Consider the following 26,151-nt stretch of genomic DNA (forward strand, 5'->3'; position numbering starts at 1 on the left):
CGAACTATCCCCGTGACGCATTGAAACCGTTTCGATGCTCAGGCACAACAAGGCCTTTCGAGACGGGCCGTGAAAGAGGGTACAATTTGATCGAGCTGGAGAACGTCGCGTACAGCTATGGCGGCGGCGAGTTGTTTTCTGAGATCTCGCTGAAGCTGGCCCCGGGATCGTTTCATTTCCTGACGGGGCCATCTGGTGCAGGCAAGACGACATTCCTGAAGCTGTGTTACGGCGCGCTGCAGCCAACAGACGGTCAGCTGCGCCTTTTCGGAGCCGATCTGCGCGACATGAGCCGGGATGACGTGGCGCTTTGCCGTCGTCGCATTGGCGTCGTGCATCAGGATTGCCAGTTCCTTGATCATCTGCCCGTCGCCGAAAACGTCGCCCTGCCGCTGACCGTATCTGGGCAGGACAGGCCGGAGGAGCTGGCCAACCTGACGGACCTGATGTCCTGGGTCGGGCTGACCGAACGCGCCAACGCCCTGCCGCCCGAGCTTTCGGGCGGAGAACGCCAGCGCGTGGCATTGGCACGGGCGCTGATCATGTCACCGGAAGTGATCCTTGCGGACGAACCGACGGGCAATGTCGATTGGGAAATGTCCCAACGGCTGATGCGGCTCTTGATAGAGCTTAATCGCATGGGCAAAACGGTCGTCATCGCGACCCACGACCTTGGCCTGATCCGTGCCACCAAGGCGCATGTCCAGAGCCGGGTGCTGCGGATATCCAACCGGCGGATGCAATTGGCGGGAGCGGATCTGTGAAATCCTATGTCGCGATTCTCAAACGCATTTTCACTCGTGATGCGGCGGCTGACCGGGTGGTGCCGCCGACGGGGACAACCGCACGTCTGACGCTGTTTTCCGCGGGCGCGATGGCGTTTCTTGCGGTGTTTGCACTGGCCCTGTCGCTTGCTGCCGGGCGTCTTGCGGACCGCTGGGGAGAGGAGCTCGCCCGCACCTCCACCATCCGCATTACCGCCCCGACAGAGCAATTGTCCGCCCAGACCGAAGCCGCCTTGCGCGTTCTGGAAACAACACCGGGCGTTGCTGCGGCGCGGGCGCTGGATGATGAAGAGCAACGCGCCCTGCTGGAGCCTTGGTTCGGCCCGGATCTGCCGGTCGAGGATCTGCCCATCCCGCAGCTGATCGAGGTGACAGAGACAGAGGACGGCTTTGACGCAGAGGGCCTGCGCCTGCGTCTGGCCGCAGAGGTGCCCAATGCGGTGCTGGACGACCACACCCGGTGGCGGCGTCCCATGATTGCGGCGGCCTCTCGGCTGCGGTTGATGGGCTGGGTCTGCATCCTGCTGATCGTCGGGGCCGTGGGCGCGATGATCACCCTCGCCGCCAATGCGGCCCTTGCCGCCAACGCGCGGGTGATCTCGGTTCTGCGTCTGGTCGGGGCGACGGATGATTACATTGCAGACGCATTCGTGCGACGTTTCACATTGCGGGCCCTGACGGGGGCCGGGGTGGGAACCCTGATCGGCCTTCTTGCGATCATTGCCTTGCCGTCGATCGGTGACACGGGCGGCGTACTGACCGGGCTGGGCTTTCGCGGCATGCATTGGGTGCTGCCATTGCTGATCCCGCCTTTCGCTGCGATCGTGGCGCTATTGGCCACTCAGGCGGCTGCGCGCCGCGTCTTGACGGAGCTTGACTGACATGGGCTACACTATCCAATGGCTTCGCTCGCTTTTCTTCGTCGGTCAGATGTACCTGATGATGGCCGTGCTGGCGGTCTATTTCACTCCTTGGGCGATTTTCGACCGGCGCGGGGCCTATGCGGGGGTGCGCACCTATTGCCGCTATGTCCGCTGGTCCGCGAAATGGATGTGCGGGCTGCATAGCGAGGTGCGCGGCACCGTCCCCACCGAGGAAGTGCTGATCGCGGCCAAGCATCAAAGCTTTTTCGATATCATCATCATCGTCAGCGTGGTTCCAAAGCCGAAGTTCATAATGAAGGCGTCCTTGCGCCGCGCGCCCATTCTGGGCTGGTACGCCAAGCGCATCGGGTGTGTCGCCGTGGATCGCGGCAAGCGGGCCGAAGCGATCCGCCAGATGATCCAGGAGGTGAGCCACGGGGATGCGCCCGCCGGGCAGCTTATCATCTACCCGCAGGGTACGCGCGTCGCGCCGGAAGCGAAGCGACCCTACAAGATCGGCACCGCGGTGCTTTACCGCGAAACCGGGCAGGATTGCGTGCCCGCAGCCACCAATGTGGGCGTGTTCTGGCCGCGCACCGGCATCTACCGCAAGCCCGGTCTGGCTGTTGTCGAGTTCCTTGACCCGATCCGCCCGGGGCTGGACAATGACAGCTTCATGGCGCGGCTTGAGAATGAGATCGAAACCCGTTCCATTGCACTGATGGCAGAGGCAGGATTCGATGCACGACTTTCCCAAGATCAAGACGACAGAAGCGCTTGAGGCGCTTTACGGCGAACCCGGCAGCGCCTCCCTGCGCAAGGTCGCGGCGCAGCTGACGCCGCTTTACCGAAACTGGATCATGGCCTCGCGGTTTTGCGTGCTTACCACGGTCGGTCCCGAAGGAACCGATGGAAGCCCGCGCGGCGATGATGGCCCTGTTGTGTCCATTCTGGATCAGCAGACCCTGCTGATGCCCGATTGGCGTGGAAACAACCGGTTGGATTCGCTGCGCAATATCGTCTCTGACGGGCGGGTTTCGCTGATGTTCATGGTGCCGGGATCTGCGACCATCGTGCGGGTGAACGGCGCGGCCATTCTGACCGATGACGTCGATCTGCGCGCCCGGTTCGACCAGCGCGGCAAGCATCCTGCCACCGTGATCGTCATCACCATCTCAGAGGTCTATACGCAATGCGCCAAGGCGATCATGAGATCAGACCTGTGGGGGCGGGATGATGCGGCAGAGGTTCCAACGACCGGCCAAATCCTTGCCGAAATGACCGAGGGCGAAGAGGGCGGCGCAACCTATGACGCCACCTACAATGACCGTGCCATGCCAAACATGTGGTAGCGCTTTTGCTGTGCCACCCATGGTGCGGAACACTCGGCACCGTCGCAAACTATGCGTCGAAAGAAGGCGGATTGCGGATTGTTAAACTGCTTCTCGCGTCTTCGCCCCGATCTGGATATGCAAAGAGATGTATACCCCAACGTTGCTTGCTGCCCCATTCCCCAAGAAACCAACCCACAGAGAGCGAACCCATTTGAGCGTTTGGATCGAATTGCAGTTCGGGGAAATGCTTGGCCTTCTGTTGGGTTATGAGATCTCTCAATATCATTGCGTCATCAAAGGACAGAGCTTCTGGGAAAAAGGTCGTGATGCTGCAACTTTCGTTGTCGACATCAAGGAACGTCTTCGACAGTGGGTCAATCCAATTGGTATATGACAGAGCATATTCCGCCACGCCAAACGCTGCTGGGCTGACAGCAATGCCCTTGGCGCGCTTGATACAGATATCTTCGAATAGCTGAGCGATGCGTTCAGGGCGCGTTTGCTTAGGCCAGAGTAACGAAGCTCCGCCCAATCCTAAGCAGAACCCACATAAAATAACCGGAAGAAGGATCTTCTTTTTCATTACGGGTTGCTAAATCGGTTGGCCCGCCGCTGTAAAGCGGCAGGCCAACCAGAGTCTTACATGTGGATCGCACCGTCGCCGCAGGCCAAAGCGGCTTCGCGCACGGCTTCGGAGAAGGTCGGGTGGGCGTGGCAGGTCATCGCCACATCCTCGGCGCTGGCACCAAATTCCATCGCAACGCAGATCTCGTGGATCAGGTCGCCCGCGCCCGGCCCGATGATATGGCAGCCCAGGATGCGGTCGGTTTCCTTGTCCGCGATCAGCTTGACGAAACCATCCGCCGCGAACACGGCCTTGGCGCGGCCATTGCCCATGAAGGAAAACTTGCCGACCTTGTAGGCGCGGCCGCTTTCCTTCACCTGCTCTTCGGTCTGACCAACGGTGGCCACCTCGGGGTGTGTGTAGACAACGCCCGGGATCACACCATAGTTCACATGGCCATGCTTGCCCGCGACGGTCTCGGCCGCTGCCATGCCTTCATCCTCGGCCTTATGCGCCAGCATCGGCCCGGCGATGGCGTCGCCAATCGCGTAGATGCCCTTGACGTTGGTCTGCCAATGCGCGTCGGTCTTGATCTGGCCGCGCTCTGACATCTCGACGCCAAGCGCCTCCAGCCCCAGACCGCCGGTGTAAGGTTTGCGGCCCGTTGCAACCAGCACGACATCGGCGTCCAGCACAGCCTCGCTGTTGTCCTTCTTCAGCTTGTAGCTGACCTTGGCCTTGGTTTTCGTCGCCTCGACACCCTGAACGGCCGCGCCCATGATGAACTTCAAACCTTGCTTGGTCAGGATCTTCTGGAACTGCTTTTGCACCTCGGCATCCATGCCGGGGGTGATCGCGTCCAGATATTCGACAACCGTGACCTCTGTGCCAAGCCGCGCGTAGACAGAACCCATCTCCAGCCCGATCACGCCCGCGCCGATCACGACCATCTTCTTCGGGATCTTCGGCAATTCCAGCGCGCCGGTAGAGGTCACGACGATTTTTTCGTCCACCTCGACACCCGGCAGGCTGCTTGGCACCGATCCGGTGGCCACGATGATGTTCTTGGTCTCGTGAACCTCGTCGCCGACCTTGACCTTGCCCGGTTCCGGGATAGAGCCCCAGCCCTTCAGCCAGTCGACCTTGTTCTTCTTGAGCAGGAACTCGACGCCTTTGGTGTTGGTGGTCACGACCTCGTCCTTGTAGGCGAGCATCTGCTTCCAGTCGACCGAAGGCGATTTGCCCTTCAGGCCCATCTTGGCAAAGTTATGTTCTGCCTCATGCAGCTGGTGCGTGGCGTGCAGCAGCGCCTTTGACGGGATGCAGCCGATATTCAGGCAGGTGCCGCCCAACGTCTCGCGCCCTTCGACGCAGGCCGTTTTCAGGCCCAGCTGTGCCGCACGGATGGCCGCGACATAGCCGCCGGGGCCGGAGCCGATGATGATGACATCATAATTCGCCATGGGAAGTTCCTTTCGTGTGTTGGGGGAAGGGGGCGCTGCCCCCGGTCGCCTTGCGGCGCCGTCCCCCGGAGTATTTTGGCAAAGAAGAAGGTGTGTCGGTTGGTAGGGTTTTCGTATGTCGCGTGCGCGGGATCATAGCAAAGTTCCCACGAGCATGATGGTGGTGGCCAGAAAGCCTGCGAACCAGATCAGGGACCGCCAGGGGCTCCACCCGAAAAGATAGGCGGGGATGTAGAGCAGGCGGGCCGCCAGATAGATGAGCGCGCAGAGGGCGCTGAGCTTGCCACCCTTGTCGGCATAGGTCGTGACCAGACAGGCGATGGAGAAGAGGATCAGCCCCTCGAAATGATTGTTCATCGCCCGCTGGGCGCGGCCTGCAAAGCCGGTCAACGCGCGCGGCTCATCCCGAGGCGAGGCCGCGTAATCGCTGCCAACCTGCTTCTGCGCGCTGACCGAGTAGATCACGAAGTGCACGACCTGAAGCAGGGCTGCGAGGGTGAGGGCGGTGAGTTCGGGGGTCATTTTTGCCACCCGTCCCGGGCTTGACCCGGGACCTCGACTTTGCACTCGGTTGCAGGATCCTGGGCCATCTCGGTGGCGTCTGGAATGCAGGCAAAGCTATCAAGAAGTGTTGTGCTCATGTGCGACGCCATCCTTTGTCCACTTCGATTTTTGTGATTACGCGTGCTGATATGAGCTGAGCTACGAAAGATGCTGGGAAGACGAAAAGAGAAACCACGATTAGAAACCCAACAAAATTTACCTCTAGATACCCTCTGCCTTCGTGAAAATGGCTGATCAATGGAACGTCACTTAGGACGGCAAACCCGATAGATTCCGACGTCATGAAGACCGGTCGGATAAAAACTAAGAAGGCCAGAAGTTGCACCAAAAACGGCAGCCGCCCAATGAGCATGTCGCCGCATTTCGCACATTGATGCGCTTCTGATGCATCCCGCGGCCTGACCGTTCCTAAGACGTCACTGTACGGTTGAACCTCTTCACAGGTTGGGCAACGGAATTTCAGAATTCGCGAAATGAAGCCAAGGTGACCCGGCTCCATTCTTGATATTCTGGCCTCTCTTAACACAGCCTCTTAAAGATCCATCAACAACCGGCGCGGATCTTCCAGCGCTTCCTTGACGCGCACGAGGAAGGTCACGGCGCCTTTGCCGTCGACGATGCGGTGATCATAGGACAGCGCCAGATACATCATCGGGCGGATCTTGATCTCGCCGTTGATGACCATCGGGCGGTCCTGGATCTTGTGCATGCCAAGGATACCCGACTGCGGCGGGTTCAGGATCGGCGAGGACATGAGCGAGCCGTAAACACCCCCGTTGGAGATGGTGAAGGTGCCGCCCTGCATCTCTGCCATCGACAGCTTGCCGTCACGGGCGCGCTTACCCTTTTCGCCAATCGCCTTTTCGATCTCTGCAAAGGACATCTGGTCGGCATCCCGGATCACCGGAACAACCAGACCTTGCGGCGTGCCGGCCGCGATGCCCATATGCACGAAGTTCTTGTAGACGATGTCGGTGCCGTCGATCTCTGCATTGACCTCGGGGACCTCTTTCAGCGCATGGCAGCAGGCCTTGGTGAAGAAGGACATGAAGCCCAGCTTGACCCCATGCTTCTTCTCGAAGAGCTCCTTGTACTCTTTGCGCAGCGCCATGGTCTCTGTCATGTCCACCTCATTGAAGGTGGTCAGGATGGCGGCGGTGTTCTGCGCGTCCTTGAGACGGCGGGCAATGGTCTGGCGCAGGCGGGTCATCTTCACCCGCTCTTCGCGCGACGCATCGTCGGCAGAGACCGGGGCACGCGGGGCGGGCGGGGCCGCCGCAGGCGCCGGGGCCGATGCCGCAGCGGCAACGGCCTTCGCCACATCATCCTTCATCACGCGGTCATCGCGGCCGGAACCGGACACCTGATCACGGCTGATGCCGGCCTCTGCCATGGCCTTCTTCGCAGAAGGTGCGTCCTCGACATCCTTGCCGCCGCCTGCAGGCGCTTCGGCCGCGGGCGCAGCCGCAGGGGCCGAAGCCGCCCCCGCGCTGTCACCGATCACGGCCAGCTTCGCAGTGGCGTCAACCGTGGTGCCTTCGGGCGCCAGGATTTCCGACAGAACGCCGGCAGCAGGTGCTGGCACTTCGACGGATACCTTGTCGGTTTCCAACTCGCACAGCATCTCGTCCTGCGCGACAGTGTCGCCCACCTTCTTGAACCATGTCGAAACCGTCGCTTCGGTCACCGACTCGCCCAGCGTGGGCACCATGACGTCAACGCTCTTGCCGCTTGGCGCGGGATCAGCCGCAACTTCTGCTGCTGGCGCGCTGCTTGCGGCGGGCTTGGCGGATGCTTCCCCACCTTCGGCGATATTGGCCAAAAGCGCGTCGACACCCACCGTTTCACCCTCGGCGGCCACGATATCGGCCAGTGTTCCTGCGACGGGCGAGGGCACCTCCACGGTCACCTTGTCGGTTTCCAGTTCGCACAGCATCTCGTCAACTGCGACGCTGTCGCCAGGTTTCTTGAACCAGGTGGCGACGGTGGCCTCTGTCACGGATTCGCCCAAGGTAGGGACGCGTACTTCAGTCGTCATCGGTTATTTCCCTTCGATGGTCAGCGCCTGATCGACGAGCGCTGCTTGTTGTGCCTTGTGCTGGCTTGCCAGACCCGTGGCGGGCGAGGCTGTTGCCGAACGACCCACATAGGCGGGACGCAGATGCTTGGCCTTGATCCGGCCCAGCACCCATTCGATATTCGGTTCGATAAAGCTCCAGGCGCCCTGGTTCTTGGGCTCTTCCTGACACCACACCATTTCCGCGCCTTTGAAACGCTCCAACTCGTGAACGAGGCTCATGGCCGGGAACGGATAGAACTGTTCGATCCGCAGCAGATAGATGTCGTCGATACCGCGCGCGTCCCGCTCTTCCAGAAGATCGTAATAGACCTTGCCGGAACACATCACGACGCGTTTGATCTTGTCATCTGCAACCAGCTCTGTCTCGGAATTGCCGTGCTGGGCATCATCCCACAGCACCCGGTGGAAGCTGGACCCGGTGATGAAATCCTCCTTCGTGGAGACTGCCAGCTTGTGCCGCAGAAGCGACTTCGGCGTCATCAGGATCAGCGGCTTGCGGAAGCTGCGGTGCAGTTGTCGGCGCAGGATGTGGAAGTAGTTCGCCGGGGTAGAGCAGTTCGCCACGATCCAGTTGTCCTGCCCGCACATCGTCAGGAAGCGTTCCAGACGCGCGGAGGAGTGTTCCGGCCCCTGGCCTTCATAGCCATGCGGCAGCAGGCAAACGAGGCCCGACATGCGCAGCCATTTGGATTCGCCCGAACTGATGAACTGGTCGAACATGATCTGCGCGCCATTGGCAAAGTCGCCGAACTGCGCCTCCCACAGGGTCAGCGCGTTGGGCTCGGACAGCGAATAGCCATATTCGAAGCCCAGAACCGCGTATTCCGACAGCATCGAGTCGATGACTTCATACTGGGCCTGTCCTTCGCGGACATGGTTCAGCGGGTAGTAACGCTCTTCCGTTTCCTGATTGATGAAACCGGAATGGCGCTGGCTGAACGTGCCGCGTGTGGAATCCTGTCCGGCCAGACGCACCGGGTAGCCTTCGGAGAGAAGCGAGCCAAAGGCCAGCGCCTCGCCCGTCGCCCAGTCAAAGCCCTTGCCGGTCGCGAACATTTCCTTCTTGGCGTCCAGAAGACGGCCCACGGTCTTGTGCATGGTAAAGCCGTCGGGCGCCCGGGTCAGGGCCTCGCCGATCTCGACAAATGTCTTTTCCTTGATCGCCGTCTTGCCGCGCTGGTATTTGCCCTCTTTCTGCTTGTCGAGATGCGACCAGCGCCCGTCCAGCCAATCGGCCTTGTTGGGGCGGTAATCCTTTCCGGCCTCGAACTCTTCGTTCAGATGCGCCTGGAAGGCGGCCTTCATGTCCTCGATCTCGCCCTCGGGGATCAGGCCGTCCTTGACCAGACGTTCGGTATACAGGCTGAGCGTCGTCTTGTGGCCCTTGATCTTCTTGTACATCAAAGGGTTGGTGAACATCGGCTCGTCGCCTTCGTTATGACCGAAGCGACGATAGCAGAAGATGTCCAGAACGACGTCCTTGTGGAACTTCTGGCGGAATTCCGTGGCCACCTTGGCGGCGTGAACCACGGCCTCGGGGTCATCACCGTTCACGTGGAAGATCGGCGCCTCGACCACCAGCGCGTTGTCGGTGGGGTAGGGGCTGGAGCGGCTGAAATGCGGCGCGGTGGTGAAGCCGATCTGGTTGTTCACCACGATATGCATCGTGCCGCCAGTGCGGTGTCCGCGCAGGCCCGACAGCGCAAAGCACTCTGCCACGACGCCCTGACCGGCAAAGGCCGCGTCACCATGCAGAAGAACCGGCAGAACAGCGGTGCGTTCGGCGTCGTTCAACTGGTCCTGTTTCGCCCGGGCCTTGCCCAAAACGACCGGGTTCACCGCCTCCAGATGGCTGGGATTGGCGGTCAGCGACAGGTGCACCTTGTTGCCGTCAAACTCACGGTCAGAGGATGCGCCGAGGTGATATTTCACGTCGCCCGACCCATCGACATCCTCGGGCTTGAAGCTACCACCCTGGAATTCGTTGAAAATCGCGCGGTACGGCTTGCCCATCACGTTGGCCAACACGGACAGGCGGCCGCGGTGGGGCATGCCGATGACGATGTCCTGAACCCCAAGCGCGCCGCCGCGCTTGATGATCTGCTCCATCGCAGGGATCAGCGACTCGCCGCCATCAAGGCCGAACCGCTTGGTCCCCATGTATTTCACATGCAGGAATTTCTCGAAGCCCTCGGCCTCGACCATCTTGTTCAGGATGGCCTTGCGCCCCTCGCGGGTGAAGTGGACTTCCTTGCCGAAGCCCTCGATCCGCTCTTTCAACCAGGCAGATTGCTCAGGGTCCGAAATGTGCATGTATTGCAGCGCAAACGTGCCGCAATAAGTCCGCTTCACGATGTCGAGGATCTGCCGCAGCGAGGCAATCTGAAGCCCCAGCACGTTGTCGATGAAGATCGGCCGGTCCATGTCGGCCTCGGTGAAACCGTAGGTCTTTGGATCAAGCTCGGGATGCGGAGTGGGGTCGCGCATGTTCAGCGGATCCAGATCTGCGGCAAGATGGCCGCGGATCCGGTAGGCCCGGATGATCATCAGCGCGCGGATGCTGTCCAGAACGGCGCGCTTGATCGCATCGTCTGAAACGGCAACACCGGCATCAACGGCCTTGGCTTTGATCTTGTCGCCCGCGCCTTTGACCTCTGCCACTTCGGGCCATTCGCCCGTCAGGGCAGAGGTCAGCTCGTCGCCCGGCATCGGTGGCCAGTCGGCGCGCCCCCAGGACGGGCCTGCGGCCTCTGCCTTGACGCTCAGGTCATCATCGCCCAACTGTCGGAAAAAGGCCTGCCAAGCGTCATCGACAGCGTTCGGGTCATTGGCATAACGCGCGTACATCTGTTCAAGATATTCCGCGTTGTGCCCCTGCATGAAGCTGGAAGCGTGGAATTGGTCGTTTGGGCTTTGGTCGGTCATTGGGGGACCTCGTTCGGGTTGGGACCGTATTTGTTAGGACCGGGTTGAGAGGGCAGCAAGAGCATGCCCATGGTGTTCGAGAAATAAGCGAGCGTCATGATGGTCACCGTCAAGGAGGCTATCAAGAGTAAGGCGACGACGATTGTTCCGAAGAAAAACGCCGCTATGAACGCAATGAGACGGACAGCCGAACTGCTTTCGGCGGCCAGCGCCACCAAAAGCAGCACGACGCCAAGCGCCATGGCGGGTTTCAAAGGGTCAAGCATCAGCTTTCCGCTTTCGCCCACGTCATGCAGCCGGCGTACGCCAGCGGCGGTAATCGGAAGGTAGAAAATCGCCGTGACGGTGTAGATGCCTGCCGCGATGTGATCGGCGGGTAGAAAGCGAATGCACAGGGCGAGGCTCGCTGCGAAGGCCACAACGGAGAAAAACAAGAACCACAGGTAATCGGCACGTGCGGTCCGGCCGCCAAGATCGAAGGATCTTGACGCCTCACTCAGGATTGTTCGCGCGATTGTCATCCCGGACTACGCGCCCCGGGCTTGACCCGGGGCCTCCTGTTCAAGGTCCCGGGTCAAGCCCGGGACAGGTATCGCTACCCTTTGTTGATCGCTTCCTGAACGGCCTCGCCAAGCGTGGCGGGGCTGTCGGCGACGACGATGCCAGCAGCTTTCATCGCTTCGATCTTGTCCTCGGCACCGCCTTTGCCACCGGCGACGATTGCGCCCGCGTGGCCCATGCGACGACCCGGAGGAGCAGTGCGACCGGCGATGAAGCCAGCGGTCGGCTTCCAGCGGCCCTTCTTCTTCTCATCGGCCAGGAACTGCGCGGCATCCTCTTCGGCAGAGCCGCCGATTTCACCGATCATGATGATCGACTGCGTTTCGGGGTCGGCAAGGAACATCTCCAGCACGTCGATATGCTCGGTTCCCTTGATCGGGTCGCCGCCGATACCGACAGCCGAGGACTGGCCAAGACCCAGGTCAGAAGTCTGCTTGACTGCCTCATAGGTCAGCGTGCCGGACCGCGAGACCACACCGCAGGATCCGCGCTTGTGGATGTGGCCGGGCATGATGCCGATCTTGCAGGCGTCAGGCGTGATGACACCGGGGCAGTTCGGCCCGATCAGGCGGGATTTGGACCCTTCCAGCGCGCGTTTCACGCGCATCATGTCCAGAACCGGGATGCCTTCGGTGATGCAGATGATCAACTCCATCTCGGCATCGATCGCTTCCAGGATCGAATCCGCAGCGAAAGGCGGCGGCACGTAGATCACCGAGGCATTCGCCTCTGTCACATGCTTGGCCTCATGGACCGAGTTGAAGACCGGCAGGTCAAGATGGGTCTGACCACCTTTGCCGGGGGTCACGCCGCCGACCATCTTGGTGCCATAGGCAATTGCCTGTTCAGTGTGGAATGTGCCCTGCGAGCCGGTAAGGCCCTGACAGATCACCTTGGTATTTTCGTCTACGAGAACGGCCATGTTGGGCTCTCCAATTATTGATGTGGTTTGGCGAGAGGGGTCTCACGCTCGACTTTGATTTCTTCTAGCGCCGAAAAACTTTCAGGGTTGCCGCTGCTCCCGGAACGTCCGGAAACACATAGTTGTCTGCAGGCCAGGTTTTGTGAGCTGCAATGTAAACGTGGCGGTCATCCCGAATTGATCTCCACGCTTGTACGACATGTGGAGACAACCCTTGCCCTAATTCAGCATTAGTTTTGGCACCGAAAGCTTTCACCCAAGGCTGCGCCAGCTCGAATGATTGAGCAGGGGTCATATTTTCTATCCCGACAGTACAGCCTCTCGGTGTGGCGATTAGAAAGATCTCGGCGTCTTCTCCATTGACAAAGTGTGTTCGTTGCACAACGCGCCCGTCCTGCCCAAGGGCATCTAACGTTCTAATCTCGTATCCTGCGGCGCCAAAGGCTGAATAAACAGCCTTCCAGTCAGGTAGTTTCGAGCAAATCCTGACGGCTTCCTTTGCCTGCGCAAATAGCCGATTGCTCGCAGGGGTTTGACTGATCGTCGCCGTGTTAACTGGTGGGATCCCTGGGCATCCCGCCAGCCCTAACATGGCCGCGACAAATACAAACGGTGCGACGTGCATCACTTAGCCCTTAACCGCCTTCACGATCTTCTGGGCACCGTCTTTCAGGTCATCCGCGGCGATCACGTCAACGTCGGAATTGTTGATGATCTCTTTACCCTTCTCGACATTGGTGCCTTCGAGGCGCACGACCAGCGGAACCTTCAGGCCCACCTCTTTCACCGCGGCAATCACGCCCTCGGCGATGACGTCGCAGCGCATGATGCCGCCGAAGATGTTCACGAGGATGCCTTTGACCTGCGGATCAGAAGTGATGATCTTGAACGCCTCGGTCACCTTTTCCTTGGTCGCACCGCCACCAACGTCGAGGAAGTTCGCAGGCTCTGCGCCATAAAGCTTGATGATGTCCATCGTCGCCATCGCCAGACCCGCGCCGTTGACCATGCAGCCAATTTCGCCGTCCAGCGCGATATAGTTGAGGTCATATTTGGACGCTTCGAGTTCCTTGGCATCTTCTTCGGTCGTGTCGCGCAGCTCTGCGATATCAGGGTGGCGGTAGACCGCGTTGCCGTCAAAGCTGAGCTTGGCATCGAGAACCTTCAGATCACCGCCATCGGTCACGATCAGCGGGTTGATCTCCAGCATTTCCATGTCTTTTTCAAGGAACGCCTTGTAGAGCAGACCCATCAGGCCCACGCATTGCTTGACCTGCTTGCCGGTCAGACCCAGCGCGAAGGCGATGCGGCGGCCGTGGAACGCCTGATAGCCGGTGGCCGGATCGACGCTGAAGGACAGGATTTTTTCGGGGGTCGCGGCTGCGACCTCTTCGATATCCATGCCGCCCTCGGTCGAGCAGACAAAGGATACGCGGCTTGTCTGGCGATCCACCAGAAGCGCCAGATAAAGCTCCGTCTCGATGCCGGAACCGTCTTCGATATAGATGCGGTTGACCTGCTTGCCCGCCGGGCCGGTCTGATGCGTGACCAGCGTGCGGCCCAGCATCTTCTTGGCTTCCTCGGCGGCCTCTTCGACCGACTTGGCAAGACGGACACCGCCTTTTTCGCCGGCGTCGGCCTCTTTGAAAGAGCCCTTGCCGCGGCCGCCCGCGTGGATCTGCGCCTTGACCACCCAAAGAGGGCCGTCCATTTCGCCTGCTGCGGTTTTGGCCTCTTCGGCGCGCAGAACAACGCGGCCGTCCGAAACCGGGGCCCCGTAGCTGCGCAGAAGCGCCTTCGCCTGATATTCGTGGATGTTCATTGATAAACCGTCCCGTCTTGCTGCGATTGCACTGTTACTGGCACAGGCTTTCTCGGCAATTAAGCGATTTCTTCGGGATTCCCACCATTTGGTGCAGTTTTTCGCCTTTTGTGATCACAGCCAGAAAAGGTGTGATCACAAAATCCGCCCGCCCGTGTTTTTGGTAGCGAAAACATCTGCGAGAGAATCAACCCACGGGCGTCAATCGGCTGTCAAAGGGTCGCCCGGGGCGAGATATGCCACGATTTCCGGGTAGCGCCGGGCCAGACCGGCATCAAATGAGCCCACGCTCAGATCGGCGGGGTGCGGCCAGACGCGCCGAAGCTCTTTTACAAGGTCGTAGCGGCGAGACAAGAGCAGCCCGAACCCGTCCAGCCGGGAAATCTCATTTGCAGGCAGGATGCGCAGCCGATCATGCAGGGCCTTCGCGCCAGCGGCGTCCCCGTCATTTTCCAAAAGGGTTCTGACTTGCGCCAAACGATGTTTTGGCAGGAGCCTCCGAAGCGTGTCAACGTCATGCGCCGCGTAGCGCAGCAGCTTGACCTGCCAATGCAAAGGGGTAAGCCCGTCGAAATGCAGCACGCGCGAAAAGCTTGACTGGTAGCGCGGGGATCGCACCCTCGCCCCATCCTCGGTTCGGTAGGACCAGTGGATCCCCAGGCTGTACCCCTTGCGGAGCGGCGCTGCGCATTTGCCTGCGGAATGGGCCCGCAAGCCGCGATGCAAAAACGGCAGCGCATCGCCAAAGATGTGTTTATCGAACCCCTTCCGGTAGCGGGTAGACAGGCGAAACCGCCCGTCGAACATGGACGCAGTAGCTTCGACAGGCGTCTCGTAGCAGCGTTCCGCGACCGGCAGGGCAATCTCGCAATCCAGATCCCGGATCAGGTCCAGTTCTTCGGCCAGCGGTCGATCCTGCCAAAGAAACTCGTCGGCATCGAGGTGCAGCATCCAGTCGGCGCTGCTGCGGGCCGCCGCATGGTTCGCGTTGAGCGATTGCCGACGCATCTGGTCGTCGGGGCGCCGCTTTCGCGGGGCCGCACCTTTCCAATGGGACTTGTCGCAAAGCGTCACAAAGAGGCGAGGGTCATCGGGCAGGTGGGATGCAACCGGATCGTCCGGGCGGTCAAGGTAGAGATGAACCTCTGTAGCCCCTGTGCCCAGATGCCATGCGATATTCGCCTGTACAAGCGACGCAGGCTCATCCGCAGTCAGCACAACCGCCCAGCTGATTTCGGTCATCGTGAGTGCCTGTTCCTGCCATTGGTCGGTCGGACAAGTCTAACAGGAAATCTGGGGGAGCCAATCATCCGACGCACAGGCCGGGCAGAACCCTGAGGTCTCATCGCGCCAATCCGGTGGGGATGGCGCCGTAAGATATACCACGAAGAGGTGGGCCGTCGGCGAAACGCGCCGCCGACGGCAATTCAGTCAGGTCTCAGGCAAGCGTGGGGTCGATTTCCTTGCACGCTTTGACGAGTCCTTTCACGGCGTTGACGGAATTGTCGAACATCGCCTGCTCGTCCTTGGACAGGTTGATGTCGATGATCTTCTCGATACCGTCCGCGCCGATCACGGTCGGCACGCCGACATAGAAACCGTTCAGGCCGAATTCACCGTCACAATAAGCGGCGCAGGGCAGAACGCGTTTCTGGTCCTTCAAGTAGGCTTCGGCCATTTCGATGGCGCTCGTGGCGGGCGCGTAGAAGGCAGAGCCTGTCTTGAGCAGGCCAACGATCTCGGCACCGCCGTCGCGGGTGCGCTGGATGATCGCGTCAAGCTTCTCTTGCGTGGTCCAACCCATCTTCACCAGGTCGGGCAGCGGGATGCCTCCGATGGTGGAGTAACGCGCGAGCGGCACCATCGTGTCGCCGTGGCCACCCAGAACGAAGGCGGTGACGTCGCGCATCGAGACGCCGAATTCAAGGCTCAGGAAGTGACGGAAACGCGCCGAGTCGAGCACGCCGGCCATGCCGACAACCTTGTTGTGCGGCATGCCGGAAAATTCGCGAAGTGCCCAGACCATCGCGTCAAGCGGGTTGGTGATGCAGATCACGAAAGCGTCGGGAGCGTTGGCGGCAATGCCTTCGCCGACCGATTTCATGACTTTCAGGTTGATGCCCAACAGGTCGTCGCGGCTCATTCCCGGCTTGCGCGGTACGCCTGCGGTAACGATGCAAACGTCGGCGCCTGCGATGTCTTCGTAGGACTGAGTGCCGGAAAGCGCGGCGTCGAACCCTTCGGACGGGCCGGATTCAGCGATGTCGAGAGCTTTGCCCTCTGGGGTTCCTTCGGCGATGTCGAAAAGGACGACGTCGCCCAGTTCCTTGAGTGCAGCGAGGTGTGCAAGCGTGCCACCGATCTGTCCCGCGCCGATCAGCGCGATCTTGGGTCTGGCCATGGAAGGTCTCTCCGGTCCGTTGAAATCTCCCGCTTGGCGTAGAACTTTCGGACCGGGCTGGCAAGGGTGCGGCATCGCGGCATGTTTACGCAAAGGGCAATTGCTAGCGCTAGCAGTCAGCAAAACCCGGAATTCGTTGATGCCCGCGCAATCATTTTTTGCAGCGATTTCGTTCGAAAATCCGAATCGTTTACCTTCGAAACGGGGCTGTAACACGCTGCATCAGGCGGGATGGAGCCTGGTCACGTAACCTGTCGGCTGTCAGTCAGGCGTCTTTTTCAGGGATGGGTGCGGCCTCTGCCAGCGTCTCAAAGGCTTGGCCGCTGGCAACAAGACAAGAGATCCCGCGCGCGTCCGTGACAAGGATGGTCCAGCTGCCGGTGTCGCCAGAGGCAAACACCTCGACCATTGTGTTGTTGGTGCCAAGTCCGATCGATTGCCGTGTCTCGCCATATTTCTCCGACAGGCGGCTGACAACGCCCTCACGCGTCGCGCAGCGGTCCTGCTGAGCATGAGCATGTGTTGCTGCCACGGCAAGAAGGCCCATGCTTAGCGTCATTACCAGAAATGCGTCCTTCATTTTGAAACCCTTTCTACGATGGACATGCCTTTTCAGTTGTCCGGCGCGCGCCTTCTGGCCTCTCGCGCCAATCTTTTGTGTCGGCCCGGCAAGGAACAGATCCCTTCCCAGGCATTGAAATCATGCGCCCAACTTGCTGAACGAGGCATTAACGATGCGCCCGCGGCGCTGCGCAACGGCGGAAATTCTGCGACGCGGCAAAATCAGGCTTGCACTTATCGACAAAAAATGCCCCTTTCTGCGCAACTTTATTTCGCGAGGATACTCAGATGGACATGCGCGCACGCCCCTACCGATCGGTACTCTACATCCCCGGCTCCAAGGATCGGGCGCTGGACAAGGCCCGCAACCTGCCGATCGACGCCATCATCTTTGATCTGGAGGATGCCGTTGCCATCGACGAAAAACCAAATGCGCGTGCCACGCTGACGGCAGCGCTCGCGCAGGGTGGGTACGGCCAACGGATGCGGATCGTGCGGATCAACGGGCTTGATACCGAATGGGGCGAAGCGGACGCCAAGGCGGCCAATGACATGGATTGCGATGCGGTTCTGCTGCCCAAGGTTGAAACCACAGCGCAGCTCGACGCGCTGGCTGCCCTCACTGACAAACCGCTCTGGGCGATGATGGAGACGCCACGCGGCATGCTGAACGCAGCCGCCATCGCCGCCCATCCAAAGCTTGCGGGCATGGTCATGGGCACCAATGATCTGGCGAAGGAACTGCAATGTCGCTTTCGCGCGGACCGTCTGCCTTTGGCGACATCGCTGGGCCTGTGTCTGCTGGCCGCAAAGGCCGAGGGCACGATCATTGTTGACGGTGTCTATAATGCCTTCAAGGATGAGGACGGGCTGCGCGCCGAATGCGAACAGGGCCGCGACATGGGCTTTGACGGCAAGACACTGATCCATCCCGCACAGGTGGAGATTGCAAACGCGGCTTTCGCGCCTTCCGAAGACGAAGTTGACCTCGCCCGCCGCCAGATCGCCGCCTTTGAAGAGGCGCATGCCGCAGGGCAGGGCGTGGCTGTGGTCGATGGCAAGATCGTCGAGAACTTGCACATTGTCACCGCACGCGAGATCCTTGCGAAAGCGGATGCAATCGCGTCGCTGAACGGCTAGCAATATCGCAACCGCAGCTGACGAAAGGGCCACGTATGTTTCTGCTTATCCTGGGGGTTTTGCTTTGGGTTGCCGCCCATTTCTTCAAACGCGCCGCCCCCGATCTTCGCGCCAGCCTTGGCGAAAAGGGCAAGGGGATGGTTGCGCTCGCCCTGTTCGTGTCGGTCGTCCTGATGGTCTTTGGTTACCGCATGGCCGATGGCGCAGTCTTCTGGGGCCGTCGTCCGGCCACGGTGGGCATCAACAACCTGCTGGTGCTGGTCGCCATTTACATGATGAGCCCCGCGCCCAGGAAGGGCAAACTTCTTGCAGGAATGCGCCATCCGATGCTGACCGGCTTTGCCCTTTGGGCGGTCGCGCATCTGCTGGTGAACGGTGACGTGCCGTCCTTCATCCTGTTCGGCGGGCTGCTGGTCTGGGCCATCGCCGAGATCGTCGTCATCAACCGGGCAGAGCCGGACTGGACCCCGCCCGTACCCGGGCCAATCTCCAAGGACTTCATCTTCATCGGGGCCAGCGTCGTTCTGCTGCTGGTGATCGGCTACATTCACGGCCTTCTGGGCTACCCTGTTTTCGGATAATGCCATGAAACTTTATCGTTTTCTGACTGCGGACGACACGTCTGCCTTCTGCCACAAGGTCACTGCCGCGCTGAACAAGGGCTGGGCGCTGCACGGCGACCCGACCTATGCGTTCGACGCGGCCAACGGCGTCATGCGCTGCGGTCAGGCCGTGGTGAAGGAGGCCGACGGCACCTACACCCCCGACACCAAGCTGGGAGAGCACTGATGGCCAAGACCAATCCGGGCCGGTTCTTCGAAGATTACACCCTTGGCGAGGTGATCCGCCATGCAGTGCCCCGCACCATCAAGATGGGGGAACGCGCATTGTACCATGCGCTTTACCCCGCCCGCCACGCGTTGCATTCGTCTGACCAGTTCGCGCAGGATTGCGGTCTGCCATTCAGCCCGCTGGATGATCTGGTGACCTTTCATACCGTGTTCGGCAAGACCGTGCCGGATGTGTCGCTGAATGCGGTGGCCAATCTTGGCTATGCTGAAGGGCGCTGGCTGACCCCGCTTTGGCCCGGCGACACGATCACGTCCGAAAGCGAGGTTATCGGGCTCAAGCAGAACTCCAACGGCAAGACCGGGGTGGTTTGGGTGCGCACGCGCGGGCTGAACCAGCACGACGAAACGGTGATCGACTATGTTCGATGGGTCATGGTGCGCAAGGGCGACCTGGATGCCCCAGCGCCTGACACCGTGGTGCCGGATCTGAAACCCGCGCTTGGCGTCGAGGATCTGACCATCCCCAAAGGGCTGGATTTCACCGGTTACGACACCACCCTCGCGGGCGAGCCGCACCGGATGGCGGACTATGAAATCGGCGAGCAGATCGACCATGTCGATGGCGTCACCATCGAAGAGGCCGAACATATGATGGCCACACGCCTGTGGCAGAACACCGCCAAGGTGCATTTCGACGCGACGTTCCGCGAAGACGGCAAACGACTGATCTATGGCGGGCACATCATTTCCATGGCGCGCGCGCTCAGCTTCAACGGGCTGGCGAATGCACAGATGATCGTCGGTCTGAATGGCGGGGCACATGCCAACCCATGCTTCGCAGGCGACACCGTGCGCGCCTGGTCCGAGGTTCTGGACAAGGCCGAAACCTCTGCCCCCGGCGTAGGTGCCATTCGCCTGCGTCTGGTCGCGACCCGCGGCGGCGCGCCCTTCACCCTGAAAGGCGGGGATGGCAAATACCTGCCGCACGTGCTTCTTGACCTCGACTATTGGGCGCTGATGCCCGTCTGAGGCGGAGCAATCGTGCAGGTGCAGAATCATCTGGGGCGTGTGCCGCACCAGACAATCCCGTTAGCGCCAAAACTGTGATCACAGCCGCCAATGGCGTGATCACAAATCCGGCGCGAATGCCCAAATGCGCCAAAAAACCACGTCTCGGGCTGCGCTTGACAGGTGACAGCGGCGCAAAAAAGACTATCAAAAGGGCAAGGTAACCGAAAGGACGAGCTTCATGGCTGACGCGAACCAAGGCAACCGCCCTCTTTCACCGTTCATGATCGGGCAGTATTACCGCCCGCAAATGACATCGATCTCCTCGATCATGGTTCGTATCACGGGGATCGCCTCGCTGGGCACTGCTTTTCTACTTGTACTGTGGCTTCTGACGGCCGCCACCTCCGAGACAGCTTTTGCAAAGGTCGACTGGTTCCTCACCAGCTTTATCGGTGATGTGATCCTGCTGCTGGCCACATGGGCGATCTGGTATCACATGCTGGGGCGCCTGCGTCACGTGATCTGGGATTTCGGCTACGGGCTTGAGATCGAGACAGCCGAGTTGATGGGCAAGGGCATGTTCATCGGTGCCACCGTCCTCACACTTCTTACCGCCATCATCGTCTAAGGAGACATCGCATGCGCTACCTCACCGATCGCAAACGCGCGCAGGGACTGGGCTCCGGACGCAGCGGCACGCATCACCACTGGCAGATGCTCGTCAGCTCCATCTGCCTGGTCATCCTTGTGCCGCTTTTCATTTTCACCTTCGGATCGGGTCTGGGCCGCGACTACGCAGACGTGCTGGCCTTTTTCTCTCGCCCGTTCCCCGCAATCATCACCGGGCTGATGCTGGTCGTCGGCGTCAACCACTTCAAGAATGAGACACTCGAAGCGATCGAGGATTATATGCACGGCGTCCCCGAGCGGCTGGCATCCGTCGCCGTGACGGCCTTCAGCTACACATTGATCGCGGCAGGGCTTTTTGCCCTCGTGAAACTCGCCCTGTAATCGCGCGCCAAGGACAAGAACAATGACAGCAGCATACGAATACGAGACGCATGAATATGACGTCGTGGTCGTGGGGGCGGGCGGTGCTGGCCTTCGCGCGACACTTGGCATGGCCGAACAGGGGTTGCGCACGGCTTGCGTGACCAAGGTTTTCCCGACCCGGTCGCATACCGTTGCAGCACAGGGCGGTATTGCCGCTTCGCTGTCGAACATGGGGCCGGACCACTGGCAGTGGCACATGTACGATACCGTCAAAGGGTCGGACTGGCTGGGCGATACGGATGCGATGGAATACCTCGCGCGCGAGGCCCCCAAGGCAGTCTACGAATTGGAACATTACGGCGTCCCCTTCAGCCGTACCGAAGAGGGCAAGATCTACCAGCGTCCCTTTGGCGGCCACACCACAGAGTTTGGCGAAGGCCCCGCCGTGCAGCGCACCTGCGCCGCGGCTGACCGGACCGGCCACGCCATTCTGCACACGCTTTACGGCCAATCGCTGAAGAACAACGCTGAATTCTACATCGAGTATTTCGCGATCGACCTCATCATGTCCGAGGATGGGCAGTGTCAGGGCGTGGTCTGCTGGAAGCTTGATGACGGCACCATGCATGTCTTCAACGCCAAGATGGTCGTCCTGGCGACGGGCGGCTATGGCCGCGCCTATTTCTCGGCAACCTCTGCCCATACCTGCACCGGCGACGGTGGCGGCATGGTGGCGCGCGCGGGTCTTCCGCTTCAGGATATGGAATTCGTGCAATTCCACCCAACCGGCATCTACGGGTCCGGCTGCCTTATCACCGAAGGCGCGCGCGGCGAAGGTGGCTATCTGACCAACTCCGAAGGCGAACGGTTCATGGAGCGTTACGCGCCCCAGTATAAGGACCTCGCGCCCCGCGATTACGTCTCCCGCTCCATGACTATGGAAATTCGCGAAGGGCGCGGCGTCGGCAAAGAGGGGGATCATATCCACCTCAACCTGTCGCATCTGCCCAAAGAGGCGCTGGCCGAACGCCTGCCCGGCATTTCCGAAAGCGCGCGTATCTTCGCGGGCGTCGATGTTACCAAAGAGCCGATCCCGGTCATCCCGACGGTGCATTACAACATGGGCGGTATCCCCACGAACTATTGGGGCGAAGTGCTGAACCCGACCGCAGAAGACGGCAATGCCGTCGTGCCGGGCCTGATGGCCGTAGGCGAGGCGGGCTGTGCATCGGTACATGGCGCCAACCGTCTTGGCTCAAACTCTCTGATCGACCTCGTGGTCTTTGGCCGTGCCGCCGCGATCCGTGCTGGCAAGGTTGTTGATCCAGAGGCCGCCAACCCGGTGCTGAACAAGGCTGCGATCGACAAGGCGTTCGACCGCTTTGACGGGCTGCGCAATGCCAAGGGCGGCACACCCACCGCAGAGCTGCGGTTGGAAATGCAAAAGACCATGCAGGCCGACGCTGCCGTCTTCCGGACCGCCAAGACAATGGCCGAAGGTGTCGACAAAATGACGGCCATCGCCGCCAAGCTGGACGATCTTCAGGTCACCGACCGCTCGCTGGTCTGGAACTCTGACCTGATGGAGACGCTGGAGCTGACCAACCTCATGCCCAATGCGCTGGCCACCATCGTCGGCGCCGAGGCGCGCAAGGAATCCCGCGGCGCCCACGCGCACGAGGATTTCAGCACCCGTGACGACGAAAACTGGCGCGTGCACACGATCAGCCGCATCGATGGCAACAAGGTCGAGCTTAGCCACCGTCCGGTTGTCGTCGATCCGCTGACCACCGAAGACGAAGGCGGCATCGCGCTCAAGCGTATCGCGCCCAAGGCACGGACGTTCTGATGCGGGCCGGTGTGCTTCTTGCGCTGGCTGTCGGGCTTGCGGGCTGTTCGGTCGCCAATGACGTGGCCGATCAGCTGGCGCGCGACCGGGCCAAATCGGTCGTCAACGGTGTGGTCGCGGACCAACTGCCCGGCGTTGACGTGGCACCTGTAACGGACTGCATCATCGATGCGGCCTCGGCGTCCGAAATTCTGGACATCGCCGCTGCCTCGGCAACGGGTGTGACCGATTCCACGGTTTCCAAGGTGCTGACCATCGCGCAACGTCCCGACTCCGTGGACTGCATCGCCAAGGCAGCACTGGGTAAATTCCTATGATCTGTGCCCGCAGCCTTTCGCGCTTGGCCCCTTCTGGGGTGACAGCAGCGGCTGGCAGCATGGCACGCGGGCAGCCTTGCCTGCAACACGATACATCGGCGCGGGCCCTGTCCGCGCTTCCCTTCCTTCACGAACGGCCCACCGGGGCCCAGGTTCATCGCACGGGGTAGAGACATGGTACAACTGACGCTTCCCAAGAACAGCCGCATCAAGACCGGCAAGACATGGCCCAAGCCCGAAGGCGCCGCCAATGCCCGCAAGGTCCAGATCTATCGCTGGAGCCCGGATGACGGCGAAAACCCCCGTCTGGACACGTATTTCGTCGATCTGGATGATTGCGGCCCGATGGTTCTGGACGTGCTGATCAAGATCAAGAACGAGATCGACCCCACGCTGACTTTCCGCCGGTCCTGCCGCGAAGGCATCTGCGGGTCCTGCGCGATGAATATCGACGGGATCAACACGCTGGCCTGCATCTACGGGCTGGACGAGATCGACGGCGATATCAAGATCTACCCGCTGCCGCACATGCCGGTGGTCAAGGACCTGATCCCCGACCTCACGCTGTTCTATGCCCAGCATGCCAGCATCATGCCCTGGCTGGAAACCAAGACGAACCGGCCCGCGAAAGAGTGGCGCCAGTCAATCGACGACCGCAAGAAGCTGGACGGTCTGTATGAATGCGTGATGTGCGCCTCCTGCTCGACGGCCTGCCCGTCCTACTGGTGGAACTCCGACCGCTACCTTGGGCCGGCAGCCCTGTTGCACGCCTATCGCTGGATCATCGACAGCCGTGACGAGGCCACGGGCGAGCGTCTGGACGAGCTTGAAGATCCGTTCAAACTGTATCGCTGCCACACGATCATGAACTGCACCAAGACCTGCCCGAAGGGCCTGAACCCGGCCAAGGCCATCGCCTCGATCAAACAAATGATGGTCGAACGCGCGGTGTGACTTGGTGCTAGAACGGTAGACGCGTGTGCCGCTTGGGTTCAGGATTTAGGATAAGCGAATGACTCTGGATCTAGTTGGCCCGGTCCGAACGCTACTGGACGAGGGAGTAGATCACCCGTCTATCGATGGAATGCCCGGCGGCGGATTTGTGTTGGCTTGGATCGAATCTCGCCAGATCTATGTAACAATCTTTGACGCATACGGCGGCGAGGTGAATCAGTTTCCACTCGGACAGGCTGGTACTAACCCTTCCGTCGTTGTGTTGTCCGACGGATCGATCGTTACCGCATGGGTGGATTACGACGGCATCAAGGCAATGCGGGTCAACTCTGATGGTCAGACCCTGAGCGATGCCGCATTCTTGCAGTCCGACAATGCTAGCAGTGAGAGCAACTATTTTCCGAACCTTTTGGCCTTGGCCGACGGGGGCTTTGCGGCGACCTACCGAGGGACGGGGCGCGACGGATCGCGTGGAAGTGTGCATTTGCAGATCTTTGATGTAAATCTCACGTCGCGTGGCGCTGATCAGTTGGTCAATCAGACCACTGAAGGCCACCAAAACTCCGGACGAACGGTTGCGTTGGACGACGGCGGCATCGCCGTGGCTTTCTCATCAAGGAACGTCGACGGCAGCGTGTCCGCTGCCATGATGCGGATTTTTGATGCGGATGGCACACCGCGAACCGACCAGATTCGCTTGAACCAATACAGCAGTGGCCAGCAACACCAAATTGCTATCGTTGCGCTGAACAACGACCTCATCCTCGCGACGTGGACTTCCGATGGTCAAGACGGGTCAGACGATGGCATTTATGCGCGTCTATTCGATACCCAAGGTCGGGCTCAGGGCAATGAATTCCGGGTGAATTTTGAAACACTTGGGGACCAGAACGGTTCAGACCTCATCGCGCTTGCGGATGGTAGCGCAGTTGTCAGCTGGTTGAGTGGGGGAACGGACGGCGAACTGCGTGCTCGTCATATTGATGCACAGGGCGTTCCATCTGGAGCCGAGATCATTATCGGTGCAGACGAAAGGATTTTCTATTACCCTCAGATCGTACAAACGCAAGGCAATGGAGCGGTCGTAGTTTGGCCCGATTTCACAGATCGGAGCGTCGGCACAACAGAGGCCCAATTCCTTGCCTTTAAGCCAATTGCAACGGCAGAGAACGATATGTTGTTTGGTACGGCGCAAGATGACGATTTCGGCGGCGGCGCGGGCAACGATGTACTGCAAGGCTATTCAGACAACGACAGACTTTTCGGCGATACCGGAGCCGATACAATAACAGGCGGCAACGGCGCGGACACCCTTATTGGCGGCGATGGCGACGACTTCATCTTTGGCGGCGGCGATGGGGCTGACCTGCGCGATGTGGTCTATGGCGGTAACGGCAACGACCAGATCGACGGCGGGTACGGCAATGACGAATTGCGCGGACAGTCGGGGGACGACACCATCTCGGGCGGGTTCGGCGCTGACACCATACTCGGCGGTAGCGGCAATGATATTCTGGCGGGTTCGGCCTATGCAGATCGTCTGTTCGGAAATGAGGGGGATGATTTCCTGAATGGCGGGTTTGGCTCTGACCGGTTGCGCGGTCAGGATGGTGCGGACAGGTTCTTTCATGCGGGAGTGACAGGCCACGGCACTGACTGGATTGCGGATTTCAGCCATGCTGAAGGCGACCGGCTGGTGTTCGGGTTGTCTGCCGACGCCAGTAACTTCCAAATCCGGCTGGCGCACACGCCCGGTGTGGGCAGTGCCAGCGTCGAGGAGGCTTTCGTGGTCCATACGCCCAGTCGGCAGATCATCTGGGTACTTGTCGATGGCGCAGATGAGGCGGCTATCCAGCTTCAGTCCGGTGGGCAGGCGTTCGACCTTCTGGGTTGAGTTACGTTTCGCAGCGTACCGGATTACAGGGTGGTCTTGCATTTGCAGCATGGCGGGGCTGCACCTTTGGCGGGTGCACATCGCGCCGCAAAGGTCCATGTTGCACCGTACGGAGGGGACAACAGTTATCGTGAGGCAGTTATGTCAAACCCGTCGAAACCCCGCCAATTCACCGCAGAAGAAGCCCGTGAGATCCTTGAAGCGTCGCTTGCCTATTACAGCGCCGAGCCTGTGCCGACGAAGGATGAGGTCCAGGAAGCCCCGGCCTCTTGGTTCCCTTACTACGAAGCGGCCTGAGCCAATGCTTCTCCTGCCCGTGTCCGTTGGGCGAGGCGGGCGGGAGAGGCCCTTTCCCA

At 60.4% G+C, this 26,151-nt stretch carries 26 protein-coding genes; 15 read left to right on the forward strand and 11 right to left on the reverse strand.

The annotated features are described in order from the left end of the window. Positions 1-86: 86 nt before the first annotated feature. Genes EDD52_RS17665 through EDD52_RS17680 form a run of 4 tightly spaced genes read left to right on the forward strand, consistent with a single transcriptional unit; the run spans position 87 to position 3,000 of the window. Entirely contained in the window at positions 87-764 is a 678-nt protein-coding gene (locus tag EDD52_RS17665) for a cell division ATP-binding protein FtsE (protein WP_132247426.1), read from the forward strand. Then, positions 761-1,666, forward strand: coding sequence for a cell division protein FtsX (locus EDD52_RS17670; RefSeq protein WP_132247428.1), 906 nt, complete (start codon positions 761-763; stop codon positions 1,664-1,666). Before EDD52_RS17665 ends, EDD52_RS17670 begins: the two co-directional genes overlap by 4 nt. Before the next feature lies 1 nt (position 1,667). Beyond that, positions 1,668-2,429: a lysophospholipid acyltransferase family protein gene (locus tag EDD52_RS17675; RefSeq protein WP_132247430.1), complete on the forward strand. Its 762-nt coding sequence runs from the start codon at positions 1,668-1,670 to the stop codon at positions 2,427-2,429. After that, positions 2,389-3,000, forward strand: coding sequence for a pyridoxamine 5'-phosphate oxidase family protein (locus EDD52_RS17680; RefSeq protein WP_132247432.1), 612 nt, complete (start codon positions 2,389-2,391; stop codon positions 2,998-3,000). The genes EDD52_RS17675 and EDD52_RS17680 overlap by 41 nt, the downstream gene beginning before the upstream one ends. A 49-nt stretch (positions 3,001-3,049) precedes the next feature. Here EDD52_RS17680 and EDD52_RS17685 read toward each other — a convergent pair whose 3' ends face one another. From EDD52_RS17685 to EDD52_RS17735, 11 genes are all read right to left on the reverse strand, one after another. Further along, positions 3,050-3,565, reverse strand: coding sequence for a hypothetical protein (locus EDD52_RS17685; RefSeq protein WP_132247434.1), 516 nt, complete (start codon positions 3,563-3,565; stop codon positions 3,050-3,052). Between the two features lie 56 nt (positions 3,566-3,621). Beyond that, positions 3,622-5,010: a dihydrolipoyl dehydrogenase gene (gene lpdA, locus EDD52_RS17690; protein ID WP_132247436.1), complete on the reverse strand. Its 1,389-nt coding sequence runs from the start codon at positions 5,008-5,010 to the stop codon at positions 3,622-3,624. Positions 5,011-5,142: 132 nt separating this feature from the next. Next, positions 5,143-5,532, reverse strand: coding sequence for an MAPEG family protein (locus EDD52_RS17695; protein WP_132247438.1), 390 nt, complete (start codon positions 5,530-5,532; stop codon positions 5,143-5,145). A gap of 574 nt (positions 5,533-6,106) precedes the next feature. Beyond that, entirely contained in the window at positions 6,107-7,612 is a 1,506-nt protein-coding gene (gene odhB, locus EDD52_RS17700; protein WP_132247440.1) for a 2-oxoglutarate dehydrogenase complex dihydrolipoyllysine-residue succinyltransferase, read from the reverse strand. Positions 7,613-7,615: 3 nt separating this feature from the next. Then, entirely contained in the window at positions 7,616-10,579 is a 2,964-nt protein-coding gene (locus tag EDD52_RS17705) for a 2-oxoglutarate dehydrogenase E1 component (protein WP_132247442.1), read from the reverse strand. Then, positions 10,576-11,100 carry a DUF805 domain-containing protein gene (locus EDD52_RS17710; protein WP_132247444.1) on the reverse strand — a complete coding sequence of 175 codons (525 nt, stop codon included), beginning with the start codon at positions 11,098-11,100 and terminating at the stop codon, positions 10,576-10,578. Before EDD52_RS17710 ends, EDD52_RS17705 begins: the two co-directional genes overlap by 4 nt. A 74-nt stretch (positions 11,101-11,174) precedes the next feature. Continuing rightward, a complete protein-coding gene (gene sucD / locus EDD52_RS17715) occupies positions 11,175-12,062 on the reverse strand; it encodes a succinate--CoA ligase subunit alpha (RefSeq protein WP_132247446.1) in 888 nt (295 codons plus the stop codon). 628 nt (positions 12,063-12,690) lie between these two features. Beyond that, complete coding sequence (gene sucC / locus EDD52_RS17720; RefSeq protein ID WP_132247448.1) at positions 12,691-13,884, reverse strand: ADP-forming succinate--CoA ligase subunit beta; 1,194 nt, start codon at positions 13,882-13,884, stop codon at positions 12,691-12,693. Between the two features lie 201 nt (positions 13,885-14,085). Next, on the reverse strand, positions 14,086-15,126 hold the full coding sequence (locus EDD52_RS17725; protein WP_132247450.1) for a glycosyltransferase family 2 protein: 1,041 nt from the start codon (positions 15,124-15,126) through the stop codon (positions 14,086-14,088). A 196-nt stretch (positions 15,127-15,322) separates the two neighbouring features. Continuing rightward, on the reverse strand, positions 15,323-16,285 hold the full coding sequence (gene mdh / locus EDD52_RS17730; protein ID WP_132247452.1) for a malate dehydrogenase: 963 nt from the start codon (positions 16,283-16,285) through the stop codon (positions 15,323-15,325). Positions 16,286-16,550: 265 nt separating this feature from the next. After that, entirely contained in the window at positions 16,551-16,865 is a 315-nt protein-coding gene (locus EDD52_RS17735; protein ID WP_207906049.1) for a hypothetical protein, read from the reverse strand. A gap of 269 nt (positions 16,866-17,134) precedes the next feature. Here EDD52_RS17735 and EDD52_RS17740 point away from each other — a divergent pair, with 269 nt between their 5' ends. From EDD52_RS17740 to EDD52_RS23735, 11 genes are all read left to right on the forward strand, one after another. Further along, positions 17,135-17,986: an HpcH/HpaI aldolase/citrate lyase family protein gene (locus EDD52_RS17740; protein ID WP_132247454.1), complete on the forward strand. Its 852-nt coding sequence runs from the start codon at positions 17,135-17,137 to the stop codon at positions 17,984-17,986. Between the two features lie 35 nt (positions 17,987-18,021). Continuing rightward, on the forward strand, positions 18,022-18,567 hold the full coding sequence (locus EDD52_RS17745; protein ID WP_132247456.1) for an NnrU family protein: 546 nt from the start codon (positions 18,022-18,024) through the stop codon (positions 18,565-18,567). A gap of 4 nt (positions 18,568-18,571) precedes the next feature. Continuing rightward, positions 18,572-18,775 carry a DUF1737 domain-containing protein gene (locus EDD52_RS17750; protein WP_132247458.1) on the forward strand — a complete coding sequence of 68 codons (204 nt, stop codon included), beginning with the start codon at positions 18,572-18,574 and terminating at the stop codon, positions 18,773-18,775. Next, positions 18,775-19,806, forward strand: coding sequence for a MaoC family dehydratase (locus tag EDD52_RS17755; protein WP_132247460.1), 1,032 nt, complete (start codon positions 18,775-18,777; stop codon positions 19,804-19,806). The genes EDD52_RS17750 and EDD52_RS17755 overlap by 1 nt, the downstream gene beginning before the upstream one ends. Positions 19,807-20,026: 220 nt before the next feature. Further along, entirely contained in the window at positions 20,027-20,416 is a 390-nt protein-coding gene (gene sdhC, locus EDD52_RS17760) for a succinate dehydrogenase, cytochrome b556 subunit (protein WP_132247462.1), read from the forward strand. A gap of 11 nt (positions 20,417-20,427) precedes the next feature. After that, positions 20,428-20,799: a succinate dehydrogenase, hydrophobic membrane anchor protein gene (gene sdhD / locus EDD52_RS17765; RefSeq protein WP_132247464.1), complete on the forward strand. Its 372-nt coding sequence runs from the start codon at positions 20,428-20,430 to the stop codon at positions 20,797-20,799. A 22-nt stretch (positions 20,800-20,821) separates the two neighbouring features. Continuing rightward, entirely contained in the window at positions 20,822-22,630 is a 1,809-nt protein-coding gene (gene sdhA / locus EDD52_RS17770) for a succinate dehydrogenase flavoprotein subunit (RefSeq protein ID WP_132247466.1), read from the forward strand. After that, positions 22,630-22,947, forward strand: a complete 318-nt coding sequence (locus tag EDD52_RS17775; protein WP_132247468.1) for a succinate dehydrogenase — start codon at positions 22,630-22,632, stop codon at positions 22,945-22,947. The genes sdhA and EDD52_RS17775 overlap by 1 nt, the downstream gene beginning before the upstream one ends. Positions 22,948-23,121: 174 nt before the next feature. After that, positions 23,122-23,901: a succinate dehydrogenase iron-sulfur subunit gene (locus EDD52_RS17780; protein ID WP_132247470.1), complete on the forward strand. Its 780-nt coding sequence runs from the start codon at positions 23,122-23,124 to the stop codon at positions 23,899-23,901. A 58-nt stretch (positions 23,902-23,959) separates the two neighbouring features. Next, positions 23,960-25,795: a calcium-binding protein gene (locus EDD52_RS17785; protein WP_132247472.1), complete on the forward strand. Its 1,836-nt coding sequence runs from the start codon at positions 23,960-23,962 to the stop codon at positions 25,793-25,795. A 141-nt stretch (positions 25,796-25,936) separates the two neighbouring features. After that, positions 25,937-26,092, forward strand: a complete 156-nt coding sequence (locus EDD52_RS23735) for a hypothetical protein (protein ID WP_165907574.1) — start codon at positions 25,937-25,939, stop codon at positions 26,090-26,092. Positions 26,093-26,151: the final 59 nt, after the last annotated feature.

The organism is Primorskyibacter sedentarius, from assembly GCF_004342065.1.
Classification (GTDB): Bacteria; Pseudomonadota; Alphaproteobacteria; order Rhodobacterales; family Rhodobacteraceae; genus Primorskyibacter; species Primorskyibacter sedentarius.